The organism is Anabaena sp. 90, assembly GCF_000312705.1.
Taxonomy (GTDB): domain Bacteria; phylum Cyanobacteriota; class Cyanobacteriia; order Cyanobacteriales; family Nostocaceae; genus Dolichospermum; species Dolichospermum lemmermannii.
Window position 1 is genome coordinate 87463 of sequence record NC_019427.1, and the last position, 13322, is coordinate 100784.

Consider the following 13322-nt stretch of genomic DNA (forward strand, 5'->3'; position numbering starts at 1 on the left):
AATTGGAGACTACTGAATTCTTCTTTAAGATTCTTCTGTTTCTTCTTCCTCAGTCGTTGGATAGACGAATTTAGAACGGCCACTCAAAATGGATTTACCAAGGGAAAGAGCTTTTTGCGCTTCAACAACAGCCTTGTGTCTCCAGGTAGCGCGACGTTTATCTCGTTTAGATTTTGATGTTTTCTTCTTAGGAACAGCCATGACAGCGGTATATCGTGATTCTTGACAACCTTCCTATTGTAAGCGATCAATTGACATTATGGGACTATTAAAAGAACTGTTATCCAAATCATCGCTAAAGATTAAGGATTGGAATGCTTGTCATCTATTGATCAAATAACAGTAACAAGCGGGCTGTTTTGAAGTAAATTGCCCGCTTGTTGGGGATCAGGAAGTTTTTTCCATTGAGGACGAATGACTTTTAATGATAAGATTGGTGCGATCGCTTCCGTCGTTAACCATAAAGGAACTGCTAAGAACAGCCAAACTCCACTGTCAGTAACCCAGCCCTAAAGGGACTGGGCTTGCAAGAGTAATCAAGCAAGCCGTACTGACCAGACCACCCTGAGCGTAGTCGAAGGGTAGCCGTTATTTGAGTCACGACACCCTGGAATGCGTAGCCCCTTCGGGGTTCAGCAGTCGCTCATGGGGGAAACCCCCAAGACCGCGCTGCTTCACTAGTTCCCTGCTCTGTCGCTGGCAATTAAACAGTTTTAAGGTCACTGAAACAGTGTTGCAAGTCTAACAAGCTCTTATAACTGGTCGTTCGCGCCAGCGTGCCGGAGGCATCTAGCTAACATTACCCCAGAAATGGGAGTTGGTTTCCAGGTTCCAATCAAAAATCTGGTTTCAATTTTAAGATTCACAGCGGTTAAAACCGCTCGTGCCGTTTCCCTCTCAGGGCTAAAGCCACTGAGTTTCCCACTTACCGGGTATTCTTATGAATAATTCGGATTTTTTTGCCAACTTGGCTAATAATTGAAACGAGGATCACTGAAAATGGTTGTTCTGTATAAATCCTGAACATAAACTTGTAGCTCCTGAGTGATCGATCATGGAAATCGAGTGCAAGTATTTTACGATTATTTATGTTGTATAAACTACAACTAATTTCATCGAGAGGTGAAGATTAACTAAACTATAAGATGTAAGTTAGCTTTGTGGTTAAAGCCCCGTGCTAACAGCAATTTCAGGCAAACAACAAACAACCGACAAAGAGCGGGATGGTAAATTACTGGGCGATCGCCATCGGCATTAATCAATATCAATCCTTTCAACCTCTCAGTTGCGCTCAAGCCGATGCTGAGGCAATTAAGGATTTTTTGGTGACACAAGCAGGTTTTCTTCCCGAAAAATGCCTGTTAATGACAAATACTTCACCCCCCATAGGAGAGCAATCCTCCTATCCGACAAAGGAAAACATCCTCTCGTTGCTAGAAGAATTAGCAGCCACATTCTGGCAGCCAGAGGACTGTCTATGGTTATTTTTTAGCGGCTACGGGGTTAACCACAAAGAACAAGATTATTTAATGCCAGTCGCAGGGAATCCTGATCAAGTTCCCGAAACCGGGATAGAAGTGCGATCGCTCTTACAGAGTCTACAAGTTACCGGACTCAATATCTTACTCATCTTTGATATTAACCGCGCTTTTGGAACTCAAGCCGATGCACCCGTAGGACAAGAAATCATCGAACTAGCCCAAGAACTGCAAATGGGGGCAATTATTTCCTGTCAACCTGAAGAATTTTCCCATGAAAGCACAGAATTAGGTCATGGTTTCTTCACAGCAGCATTATTAGAAGCCTTGGGTTCTGCAAAAGGCTACAACTTTGCCGATTTAGCCGCTTATCTGACTTATCTTACCCCCAAACTTTGTCAACACCACTGGCGACCAGTCCAAAATCCCATGACTGTGATTCCCACGACCCAGCCAGCTATTTTACCCACGTTGACATTAGATGAAAACTCAGAAGCACTAATTTTCCCAGCAGAAAGTTTTGCTATCACCCGGACTGCACCTCCTCTAGAAAATAGTCCCTCTAGCGCCACAGATAAGGCTTGGTGGACAGAGAATGCCTCAGTAGAGACTACTTTAAGCCAAATAAAGACCGGGGGAAATTTAGCACCTCCACCAGCCTCAGAGTCACTTATTAGCAGCAATTACACCTTAGCAACTTCCCCAGAATCCAAACCGGGGGGCAGATTTATTCCCGCTCTCCCCACAGCTAACACCTATCCTTCATCCCAGTCTGAGCTACCAATTTGGCAACAGTTTATTATTTGGGGTGGCGGTACTATGGTGGTAGTAGGTTTAATTGCTACATTTTTACTCCGTAATCATGAGAGTTTCCGGTTTAAAAATTTCTCAAAAACAGTATCTAATAATCGGACTGGCAAACTTCCACTTCCCCAAATATTTCCCACTCCTCAAAATCCTAGTACAGCCCAAATCAATTCAAATACAGACTCTCATAAACGTAATCAAGCTATTTCCGACCTAGAAAAAATGTCTCTTGTCCCTACTAAACCGAGTAATTTAAGTATTGCGATCTCTAAAGCCCAAAGAACTCCAGCGGACGCACCACTATACGCCAAAGCTCAGGAGAATATTCAGGTTTGGTGTCAAATGATTTTAGAGTTGGCACAAGCACAAGCCAAACAAGGAAAATATGAAAATGCGATAGCAACTGCCCAGTTAATTACCAAAAAAGAGCCGCTTCATACCCAAGCCCAAACTGTCATTCAAAAATGGCAACTAGAAGCCAAGCAATATGTAAGTAATAAAACTCTCTTAGATGCAGCTACAGCTTTGATCATTCCCGAACAAGCATCTACATATAATCGCGCTATCGAAGTAGCCAAAAAAATCCAAAAAGGACAACCTGGGTTTGAAATTGCCCAAACGTCAATTAATCAGTGGAGTGAAAAAATTTTAGATTTAGCCAAAATCCGCGCCACTCAAGGAGATTTTAATGCCGCTGTCGCCACTGCTATATTAGTCCCAAAAGTGACGATTGCTTATGAAGATGCTCAGGATGCTATCCAAAAATGGCAACAGCAAAAGAATTAGTCAGTTGTTAGTTGTCAGTTGTTAGTTGTCAGTTGTTAGTTGTCAGTTGTCAGTTGTAAAACTACTACCTATTACCCATTACCTATTACCCATTACCTATTACCCATTACCCATTACCCATTAGCAATATTGGGAAATATCTTCGCCACAGGTATCAGCTAGATAGCACATCGCTTTAAATCGCAAACCTACTACTTCTTCGTATAAAGGATTAAGTTTACACATTGGCGGAATGTGAAACAGTGTTTTCCCAAATACTTTGACATCACGCTCAAATGGACACTGAGCCGGAATGTATTTACACAAACGATGAGCTAATAGGCGATCGCTTACTTGGATGTTATCTAGCCAATTACGCACAGGACGCAAAAAGTCCCAAATAGAATTAGCTGCAACATGGTGCAATGGATTAACATTAGCTGCACTAGCCTCTACTGGATTTATAGAAATCCAACTTGCTAAAAAAATATTTTTGCTGGTATTTTTAGATACTTTCACAGTAATTCCTCTTTTCTTATGAGGGTATTCACTTGACTAATGAATATAGAGTATGACAAGAACCTGAAGCACAGAACAGGAAGGAAATTCTGTAAGAGGTGTAATTAACTGCTTCCTCTGATTGAATCTATATGTTAATACGTCAATCTGACCATAATTTCCCAAAAAGCAATACTGTACTTGTTCAATCTTATTAGTAACTTGGCACAGTTAAAATTCTAATAAAGACATCTGCCTTTAGTTGTGATTTCTTTTAACTGCAACAAAACTTATTATAGCAATAATTATCAATAATTAAGATTAAGAAAAATATTCTTACATAGCTAAATCTAGTCCGTGATTTTTACTAAATTCGTCATTTATAGTACCTTTTCCTTAACCTATCTAAGTATTGGTGTTGCTATTGAGCTTTACTTGTAGTCCTCTGAGCTTATTGATAGTCCTTACTTTTGGCTGTGGCATCCTCTCTGCCTACTTTCTCAATGACACCATAGCCCTAATTTTTACACCCCTCGCTTTAAGTCTAACTCTATCTTTAGGCTTAAATCCCATTCCCTACTTATTAGCTATAACCGGTGCGACTAACATTGGTTCTGTTACTACACTCAGCGGTAATCCTCAAAATAACTCTCAAACAAAAACGCAAAGATGCCAAAAAACACCTTTGCGCCTTTGCTCCTTAGCGTCTCTGCGCGAAATAATCCTTTAAGAAGCAACCGCAGTAGAACGAGTGCGTCGTCTTCTACCATCAGAAACCTTAGCAGCAGGTTCTTCAGGGACTTGCATCAACAACGTCAGAGAAGGTTGACATTGCAACTCTCTCCGCATAGAACGAGCCAGTTCACGCTCTAATGTTTCCTGCAAACCACCCCAATCTGTATCAGCGGGTTGTCCTTCAACAGGTGAAAACTCTGACCAACGGACGCTGAGAATTTCTTCAATGCGTTGTTGTACCCATTTTTGCAACAGCGATCGCTCGATACTTGTCACCACACCCTGCATGAGAAGTTCTGGTTTAGCCATCAGCTTACCACTCCAATCAATAGCAGCAGCAATGGTCACAGTCCCTTCAGAAGCCATGCGTTGGCGTTCTTGCAACACTTTAGAACTAACCATACCAGAACTCGAAGTATCCACCAATTCAATCCCTGCTGGCACTTTCCCAGCAACGCGGATAGAATGTTCTGTCAACTCAATGACATCCCCATTTTCGATAATGATCATATTTTCTGCCGGAATGCCCATACTTTGAGCAGTTTCCGAATGCTTGACTAACATCCGATGTTCACCGTGAAATGGCACAAAGAACTTGGGACGAGTTAAAGCAATCATCAGCTTTTGTTCTTCCTGACAACCGTGGCCAGAAACGTGAATCCCCTTATCCCGTCCATAGACCACTTTTGCCCCCTGAATCATCAATTTATCAATGGTATTAACCACCGCAATTGTATTACCAGGAATGGGGTTAGCAGAGAATAAAACCGTATCTCCTTGGCGAATTTTGATATGGGGGTGTTCTTTATTAGCAATTCTTGTCATTGCTGCCATTCTTTCACCCTGAGAGCCAGTAGTTAAAATCAGCACTCTTTCATCTGGCATTCCCCGCACAGTATGCAACGGTTGGAACAGGCTATCTTCACATTTGATATAACCTAAATTGCGGGCATGGGCGATTAAATTCAGCATGGAACGCCCAACAATCGTCACTACACGATTATGTTTTCTTGCTAGTTGCAAAATCATGTTAATGCGATGGACGCTAGAAGAAAAAGTCGTGATAAATAAGCGCCCAGTTGCGTGGGAAAATTCTCGGTCAAGGTTAGGAAAAACAGCCCGTTCAGAAGGTGTAAATCCTGGCAATTCTGCGTTAGTGGAATCACTCAATAAGCAAAGTACGCCTTTTTCACCATGTTCTGCCAGACGTTGTAAGTCGAACTTCTCACCATCTACGGGAGTATGATCAATTTTAAAATCTCCGGTGTGGATAACTACGCCTATTGGTGTATGAATAGCAACAGTGAAGCTATCAGCAATGGAGTGGGTGTTACGGATATATTCAACTAAGAAATGCTTGCCAATTCGCACCATGTCACGGGGCATAACTGTTCTTAATTCTGTGCGATCTTTTACCCCAGCTTCTTCCAATTTACCCTCTAGCATTGCCATTGCTAGTCTTGGTCCATGAATCACTGGAATATCAAATTGCTTCAAGTGAAAAGCAATTCCCCCAATATGGTCTTCATGACCATGAGTGACGATCATCCCTTTAATTTTGTGGCGATTTTCTCGGAGATAAGTTGTGTCAGGTAATACAATATTTACCCCGTGCATGGCTTCTGTGGGAAATGCCAATCCTGCGTCTAAAAGGACAATTTCGTCTTCATACTCGAAAACGCAGGTATTTTTACCTATTTCGTGTAAACCGCCCAAAGGAATAATTTTGAGAGCGGAATTAGCTTCGTTTTTAACCATTTTGTCCCGGATATTTTTGTTAGTTGTGAATCAGTTGATAGTTCGGTTTCTGGGATGAAAGAAAAGACCAAATTTCTGTTTAAATTCAGTTTTTGATGGAGTCCTATTCAATTTTGTTTACCGAAAACGGACTTAAAACTGAATGATTTTTATATGATTCAGTTGTAGCACAGGTGTTTAAATTGCAATAAAGTAACAATTTGTACACATTATTTATAAATCACTCACCTATTGTGGTTGGGATTAAATTCAGTTTTTGCATGACTGACTCTAATTTTTTAGATACATCCGTATCAGCGTCACACAGGGGTGGACGAGTTGAACCTACTTCCCAACCTTGCAGTTTTAGTGCTTCTTTGACAGGAATGGGATTGGTAGTTAAAAATAAAGCTTTAAACAATGGAAACAGTTGCAGATGAATGTCGGTAGCAATTTGAGTTTTTCCCACTTTCCATGCTTGAATCATTTCTTGGATTTGATTACCCACTAAATGAGAAGCTACACTGACTATACCTTGAGAGCCGATCGCTAACATGGGCAGGGTTAAAGAATCATCTCCAGCGTAAATCTCAAATTCTTTTGGTGTCAAGCGACGGATTTCACTCACTTGATCTAAGTTACCACTGGCTTCTTTAATGGCAACAATGTTATTAATTTCTGCTAACTTGACCACTGTTTCTGAACTGAGGTTTTGACCTGTGCGCCCAGGAACGTTATATAACATCATTGGCAGGTCGGGACAGCATTGTGCTATTGCCTGGAAATGTCGATATAATCCAGCTTGTGGCGGTTTGTTGTAGTAGGGAACTACTTGTAAAGAACCATGTACTCCTATCTTAGCGGCTTTTTGGGTGGCAGCGATCGCTTCTTTGGTGTCATTAGAACCACATCCAGCCATTACTTTAGCTTTACCTGCTACAGTTTGCAATACCTCAGCAAATAATTGGTATTCTTCCTCCCAAGTCAGGGTTGGGGATTCCCCTGTTGTTCCACACACCACCAATGTATCTGTACCGTTGTTAACTAGATAATCTGCTAGTTTGGCAACTACATCATAACTAATACTACCGTCTGCTTTAAACGGCGTAATCATAGCGGTTACAACTGTTCCAAAATCTCCCACACTCTTTTCTCTCCTAATTTGTTAGTTGTCAGTAGGGGCGAAGCATTGGGAAGATAAATTATCGGTCATTGCCAAAAATAGTTCTCCAAATGCTTCGCCCGTACAGTTGTCGGTTGTTAGTAGGGGCGAAGCATTGGGAAGATAAATTATCGGTCATTGCCAAAAATAGTTCTCCAAATGCTTCGCCCGTACAGTTGTCGGTTGTCAGTTATTAATTAATGGTGACAAATGACTGAATTTAAACTTATACTGTAGTCAATTTTAGTAAATTTTTTTCTACTAATAATTCGGCAATTTGCACTGCATTTAAAGCTGCACCTTTACGAATTTGATCGCCACATAGCCACAATTCTAAACCGCAAGCATGAGAAATATCCTGACGAATTCTGCCTACTAAAACTTCATCTTTGCCACTGGCATCTATGGGCATAGGGAAATAATTTGCTTGCCAATCTTCCACTAATTTAACACCAGGTGATTTTCTTAAAATTTCTCTGGCCTCATCTGGATCAAAAGGTGTTTCAAACTCTAGATTAATCGCCTCAGAATGGGCGCGGAGGACGGGAACCCGTACACAAGTCGCGGTAATTCTGATTTCTTGACTACCAAAGATTTTGCGGGTTTCGTTCACCATTTTCATTTCTTCCTCACAATATCCCCAAGCTGTCATCGGAGAATTATGGGTAAATAAATTAAATGCCAATGGGTAAGGTAAAACTTCCGCTACAGGTTGTTTTCCTTGTAGTATAGCGTCACTTTGGATTTTTACTTCCTCCATGGACTGAGCACCAGCACCACTAGCAGATTGATAGGTAGCAGCTACAATCCTTTTAACTGGTTTGACTTGATGTAAAGGCCACACTGCCAAGGACATAAGAATCGTTGTACAGTTGGGATTGGCAATAATTCCTTTGTGAGTAAATGCGGCTTGGGGATTTACTTCTGGAACTACCAAGGGGACATCCGGGTTCATCCGAAAGGCACTGGAATTATCAATTACCACTGCTCCTTTTTGCACAGCTATCCCAGCCCATGTTTTGGAGATGCTACCTCCAGCACTAGCTAAGACTATATCTATATTTTCTAAACTGCGATCGCTCACAGCTTCAACTGGGATATCTTCCCCTTTGAATCTGAGTGTTTTTCCCGCACTGCGTTCTGATGCCAACAATTTTAAATCAGCTAGGGGAAAATTTCGACTTTCTAGTAATTCCAGCAACTCCGTACCTACAGCACCAGTTGCACCCAAAATAGCTACACGATAGGACTTAGACAAACTCGACTCCTCCTCTAAGAGGTAATTAGCACTTTTTTTTCGGACAACTTAAAAATTAAATGTTTCTGTCGTTCCGCTCAACAGCAGATTTTAAATAGTAAAATTTGCATATTTTTGTGATTATATCTCAGTTTTTGATGGTTATTAAGGAATTTGAGACTTTGTTATTCATATGGCAAAATTAACTGATACCATGGTTTACAGCAATTTAAGTTATAGCGATCAAATATAGTTATATACTATCGTATAACATTCTATTATACGGCAAACTGCAAAAAAAAAGAAGCGCGATTAATATTTTAGGTATTTTTAAGAAGCCCGATCTGTAAAGTTATGTTACCGGAGTTAAGGCTACCATTGAAGAATACCATAAAGTGTTTTGTCCCTGACTTTTGGCAGTATACTGGATATCTCCCTAAGGAGATTCATAAGCATTTTTAGCTGAATGATAGCTAGTCAGTAGATAATCACGTCTTGAAGACAGCGTGTAAGCTGAAGTCGGGATAACTGAATCCCCATTGGTGTCAACTTAACGCAAAACCCCATCCGGCAAGGAACTCAAGCTCCTTGCTGATAATAAAAGTTATCTTTTGATGACTAAACACTAGGCAAATTTATTAGTCCGTTAAAACGGACTTGAGCCATGAGACAGGGAATTTATTCCCTGACGGTTGTGGAAGGCAACAGATAAGCCATTTTTAGTTTAAGTTGACACCAATGCCCAATCCCATACCCCCGTTGAAGTAAGAAGTAAATGTCTAGACTTGTCTAGTATTTAGATAGCAGATTAAAATACCAGAAAACAAGAAATAAAGCATGAAAGTTACCCAGGAAAAACTCCCCGCTAGTCAAATTGGTTTAGAAATAGAAATTACATCGGAAATTACCACACAAAAATACGAGCAAGTCCTGAGAAATTTAACTAAAACCGTAAATATTCCTGGGTTTCGTAAAGGCAAAGTACCCCGGCAAATATTAATACAACGTATCGGTACTACTCGCGTTAAGGCAACTGCCCTAGAAGAAATCATTCAAGAAGGGATTGAGCAAGCAATTAAACAAGAAGCAATTACCGCTCTTGGTCAGCCCCAATTACGCTCTTCCTTTGATGATTTGATTAATAGTTATGAACCAGGAAAACCCCTGACTTTTGCGGTGGCTGTGGATGTAATTCCAGAAATCAAGTTAAACCAATACACTGGTTTAGAAGCCAAAGCGGAGGAAATTAAATATGATCCTACCCAGGTAGATACCGTTATTGAAGCCCAAAGAGAAAAGTTAGGAACTTTAGTCCCTGTAGAAGGACGGGCTACGGAAATCGGTGATATGGCAGTAATTGACTTTAAGGGTGTAATTGCTAAAACTCAAGGTGATGATCCTGACAGTGAACCCAAACCAATTCCTGGTGGAGAAGGAACTGATTTTCAAGTTGAGTTACAAGAAGATAAGTTTATTCCCGGTTTTGTGTTGGGGATAGTGGGTATGAACCCTGGGGAAACAAAAGAGGTATCTGCTCAATTCCCAGATCCTTATGGTAACGAAGAATTATCTGGTAAAGCGGCTCTGTTTACCATCACGCTTAAAGAAATTAAAGTTAAAGAATTGCCAGAGTTGGATGACGATTTTGCTCAAGAAGTCAGTGACTTTGAGACATTAGAGGAATTGCGGGCATCATTGACCCAGCGGTATGAAAAAGAAGCCGCAGATAAAACCAGAAATAATCAGCAAGAAGCTTTATTAACAGAATTGCTTAATCATGTCGAAATAGACTTGCCAACAACATTAATTGATCAAGAAGTTGATGCTATGCTGTCACAAACAGCAATGAAGTTGTCTGAGCAGGGAATAGATGTGAAAAAGCTATTTACCCAGGAAATTATTCCCCAATTACGGGATAGATCCAAACCTGAAGCTATAGAACGTCTTAAACGGACTCTATCTTTGCAAGAAATTGGTAAACGCGAATCTATTGAAGTTGCAGCCGCAGAAGTGGAAGCTAGAGTCACAGAATTGCTGACAGAGTATGCTGATCAAGATTTGGATGAAAAGAGATTACGTGGAGTTGTTCAAGAAGAACTTCTCACCACAAAGATTGTTGATTGGTTACTAGAACGTTCTTCTGTGGAACTAGTAGCAGAAGGGTCTTTAACTCCTCCAGAAGAACCAGATTCAGAAGCAGAAGCCGCTGAAGCAGTTCAGGAAGAAGAAACCAGTAATCCTGAGTAATGGGTCATGGGTCATGGGTAAAAGTTCTTTCTTTTACTCTTGCCCCTGCCTCCCGCCTCCTGCCTCCTGCGCCCTGAATTTTGCCATATAAGGCATAATGGTTAACAGTTCACAATTTCATTTCATTTATTGTTAAATATTCTAGATTATGCTTGTATCGCAGTCAGGAAATTACCCCATCAACAGCTTGAGTCCTATCGGGGCTAGTGGCAATTTAAGCACCTCTAGCAACATTGTACCGATGGTTGTAGAACAGTCGGGGATGGGAGAAAGGGCATTTGACATCTACTCCCGCTTACTGCGCGAGCGGATTATTTTTTTGGGAACACCGATAGATGATGTTGTCGCTAATTCTATTGTTGCCCAATTACTTTTCCTCGATTCTGAAGACGCGGAAAAGGATATTCAATTGTACATTAATTCTCCTGGTGGCTCTGTCTACGCGGGTATGGCAATCTATGATACAATTCAACAAATACGTCCCGATGTTGTAACTATCTGTTTTGGACTAGCCGCAAGCATGGGGGCTTTTTTATTAACATCTGGAACTGCCGGAAAGCGGATGTCCTTACCTGACTCCCGGATTATGATTCACCAACCCCTGGGTGGCGCTCAAGGGCAGGCTATTGACATTGAAATTCAAGCGCGAGAAATCCTTTACATCAAGGGTGAATTAAATCAATTAATGTCTAAACATACTGGTCAACCCTTGGAAAGAATTGAAACTGATACCGAGCGCGACTTTTTCATGTCAGCAGAAGAGGCGAAGAATTATGGTTTGATTGATCAGGTCATTTCTCGACAAAATCTGCCCACAGCAGGGTAAATCGTCATCATTCTGAAATAAGAGGCTGATATGTCTAAGTACGACTCCCATTTAAAATGTTCATTTTGTGGTAAGTCTCAAGAGCAAGTCCGTAAATTAATCGCAGGTCCGGGAGTCTACATCTGCGATGAATGCGTTGACTTGTGTAATGAAATCCTTGATGAGGAGTTGCTGGATACTAATACTGCGGCAGCATCACAACCAACTCAAAAGTCAGAACCAGCGGAAAAACGGCGGACACGTTCGTCTAATCTCTCATTTAATCAAATTCCTAAACCGAGGGAGATTAAAAATTATTTAGACGAACACGTGATCGGCCAAGATGAAGCTAAAAAAGTGCTATCTGTCGCTGTTTACAATCACTACAAACGGTTGGCTATTCTTCAGGCTAAAGGCAGTGCCAAAGTTGAGGCTGATGATGCTATAGAACTACAAAAGTCCAATATTTTACTTATTGGTCCGACTGGTTGCGGTAAGACTTTATTGGCACAAACTCTCGCTAAAATTCTGGATGTCCCCTTTGCTGTGGCTGATGCTACAACCCTAACTGAAGCGGGGTATGTGGGGGAAGATGTGGAAAATATCTTGTTGCGTTTGTTGCAGGTGGCGGATTTGGATGTGGAAGAGGCTCAACGGGGTATTATCTACATTGATGAAATTGATAAAATCGCCCGCAAGAGTGAAAATCCCTCGATTACCAGGGATGTTTCTGGAGAAGGGGTACAACAGGCTTTACTGAAAATGTTGGAGGGGACTGTTGCTAATGTTCCCCCTCAAGGCGGACGTAAGCACCCGTATCAAGATTGTATCCAAATTGATACGAGTAATATTTTGTTTGTCTGTGGTGGGGCTTTTGTCGGTTTGGAAAAGGTTGTAGATCAGAGAGTTGGTAAAAAGTCAATCGGCTTTGTCCAACCAGGAGATGTGCAAACTAAGGAAAAACGCGCTGCTGATACATTGCGTCATTTGCAACCGGATGATTTGGTGAAATTTGGCATGATTCCTGAGTTTATTGGGCGGATTCCCATGGTGGCTGTGGTAGATCCTCTGGATGAGGACGCGCTGATGGCAATTCTGACTGAACCACGCAGCGCTTTGGTGAAGCAGTACCAAAAACTGCTGAATATGGACAATGTCCAGTTAGATTTTAAACCAGATGCGTTGCGAGCGATCGCTCAAGAGGCTTATCGGCGAAAAACTGGAGCGCGGGCTTTACGCGGTATTGTGGAAGAGTTGATGCTGGATGTAATGTATGAGTTACCTTCTCGTAAGGATGTGACTCGCTGTACTATTACTAAGGAAATGGTGGAAAAACGTTCTACTGCGGAACTGATAGTACATCCTTCTTCTTTACCTAAACCAGAGTCGGCTTAATTGTCAGTTGTCAATTGTCAGTTGTCAGTAGGGGCGAAGCATTTGGAAGATAAATTATCGGTCATTGCCAAAAATAGTTCTCCAAATGCTTCGCCCGTACAGTTGTCAGCAGCATTTGGAAGATAAATTATCGGTCATTGCCAAAAATAGTTCTCCAAATGCTTCGCCCGTACAGTTGTCAGCAGCATTTGGAAGATAAATTATCGGTCATTGCCAAAAATAGTTCTCCAAATGCTTCGCCCGTACAGTTGTCAGCAGCATTTGGAAGATAAATTATCGGTCATTGCCAAAAATAGTTCTCCAAATGCTTCGCCCGTACAGTTGTCAGCAGCATTTGGAAGATAAATTATCGGTCATTGCCAAAAATAGTTCTCCAAATGCTTCGCCCGTACAATTGTCAGTTGTCAGTTGTCAATTGACAATTGTTAGTTTTTAATTCTTAATTCTTAATTGTGA

The 13322-nt window shown here is 41.3% G+C and carries 11 protein-coding genes and 1 pseudogene; 7 read left to right on the forward strand and 5 right to left on the reverse strand.

The features are described from left to right. Window positions 1-24: 24 nt before the first annotated feature. Window positions 25-201: a 50S ribosomal protein L32 gene (gene rpmF, locus ANA_RS00410; protein WP_041457480.1), complete on the reverse strand. Its 177-nt coding sequence runs from the start codon at window positions 199-201 to the stop codon at window positions 25-27. 1022 nt (window positions 202-1223) lie between these two features. On the opposite strand from rpmF, the gene ANA_RS00415 reads away from it, so the two are divergent. After that, window positions 1224-3071: a caspase family protein gene (locus ANA_RS00415; RefSeq protein WP_015078058.1), complete on the forward strand. Its 1848-nt coding sequence runs from the start codon at window positions 1224-1226 to the stop codon at window positions 3069-3071. A gap of 120 nt (window positions 3072-3191) precedes the next feature. On the opposite strand, the gene ANA_RS00420 is transcribed toward ANA_RS00415, so the two are convergent. Further along, window positions 3192-3569 (reverse strand): Mo-dependent nitrogenase C-terminal domain-containing protein, encoded by a 378-nt coding sequence (locus ANA_RS00420; protein ID WP_015078059.1) that lies wholly within the window; start codon window positions 3567-3569, stop codon window positions 3192-3194. Between the two features lie 391 nt (window positions 3570-3960). Between ANA_RS00420 and ANA_RS23865 the strand changes: the two are divergent. Continuing rightward, window positions 3961-4194, forward strand: a pseudogene (locus tag ANA_RS23865) (SLC13 family permease); the annotation flags it as partial. A gap of 80 nt (window positions 4195-4274) precedes the next feature. Here ANA_RS23865 and ANA_RS00425 read toward each other — a convergent pair. Further along, a complete protein-coding gene (locus tag ANA_RS00425) occupies window positions 4275-6041 on the reverse strand; it encodes a ribonuclease J (RefSeq protein WP_015078060.1) in 1767 nt (588 codons plus the stop codon). Window positions 6042-6261: 220 nt separating this feature from the next. Continuing rightward, window positions 6262-7164, reverse strand: a complete 903-nt coding sequence (dapA, locus tag ANA_RS00430) for a 4-hydroxy-tetrahydrodipicolinate synthase (RefSeq protein WP_015078061.1) — start codon at window positions 7162-7164, stop codon at window positions 6262-6264. A gap of 89 nt (window positions 7165-7253) precedes the next feature. Between dapA and ANA_RS28050 the strand changes: the two genes are divergently transcribed. Further along, window positions 7254-7379 (forward strand): hypothetical protein, encoded by a 126-nt coding sequence (locus tag ANA_RS28050; RefSeq protein WP_256380189.1) that lies wholly within the window; start codon window positions 7254-7256, stop codon window positions 7377-7379. Between the two features lie 29 nt (window positions 7380-7408). Here the strand turns inward: ANA_RS28050 and ANA_RS00435 are convergent, their stop codons facing one another. Beyond that, window positions 7409-8440 (reverse strand): aspartate-semialdehyde dehydrogenase, encoded by a 1032-nt coding sequence (locus ANA_RS00435; protein ID WP_015078063.1) that lies wholly within the window; start codon window positions 8438-8440, stop codon window positions 7409-7411. Between the two features lie 816 nt (window positions 8441-9256). On the opposite strand from ANA_RS00435, the gene tig reads away from it, so the two are divergent. The 4 genes from tig (at window position 9257) to ANA_RS28055 (ending at window position 13302) form a co-directional block, all read left to right on the forward strand. Further along, complete coding sequence (tig, locus tag ANA_RS00440; protein WP_015078064.1) at window positions 9257-10666, forward strand: trigger factor; 1410 nt, start codon at window positions 9257-9259, stop codon at window positions 10664-10666. Window positions 10667-10814: 148 nt separating this feature from the next. Next, window positions 10815-11492, forward strand: coding sequence for an ATP-dependent Clp endopeptidase proteolytic subunit ClpP (clpP, locus tag ANA_RS00445; RefSeq protein WP_015078065.1), 678 nt, complete (start codon window positions 10815-10817; stop codon window positions 11490-11492). Window positions 11493-11522: 30 nt separating this feature from the next. Further along, entirely contained in the window at window positions 11523-12866 is a 1344-nt protein-coding gene (gene clpX / locus ANA_RS00450; RefSeq protein WP_015078066.1) for an ATP-dependent protease ATP-binding subunit ClpX, read from the forward strand. 304 nt (window positions 12867-13170) lie between these two features. Beyond that, window positions 13171-13302 (forward strand): hypothetical protein, encoded by a 132-nt coding sequence (locus tag ANA_RS28055; protein WP_256370237.1) that lies wholly within the window; start codon window positions 13171-13173, stop codon window positions 13300-13302. Window positions 13303-13322: the final 20 nt, after the last annotated feature.

Coding starts and splice junctions, on each gene's coding strand:
- ANA_RS00425 (WP_015078060.1), bottom strand. CDS start 6,041: ATGGTTAAAAACGAAGCTAATTCCGCTCTCAAAATTATTCCTTTGGGC.
- clpX (WP_015078066.1), top strand. CDS start 11,523: ATGTCTAAGTACGACTCCCATTTAAAATGTTCATTTTGTGGTAAGTCT.
- ANA_RS00415 (WP_015078058.1), top strand. CDS start 1,224: ATGGTAAATTACTGGGCGATCGCCATCGGCATTAATCAATATCAATCC.
- clpP (WP_015078065.1), top strand. CDS start 10,815: ATGCTTGTATCGCAGTCAGGAAATTACCCCATCAACAGCTTGAGTCCT.
- ANA_RS28050 (WP_256380189.1), top strand. CDS start 7,254: ATGCTTCGCCCGTACAGTTGTCGGTTGTTAGTAGGGGCGAAGCATTGG.
- rpmF (WP_041457480.1), bottom strand. CDS start 201: ATGGCTGTTCCTAAGAAGAAAACATCAAAATCTAAACGAGATAAACGT.
- tig (WP_015078064.1), top strand. CDS start 9,257: ATGAAAGTTACCCAGGAAAAACTCCCCGCTAGTCAAATTGGTTTAGAA.
- ANA_RS28055 (WP_256370237.1), top strand. CDS start 13,171: ATGCTTCGCCCGTACAGTTGTCAGCAGCATTTGGAAGATAAATTATCG.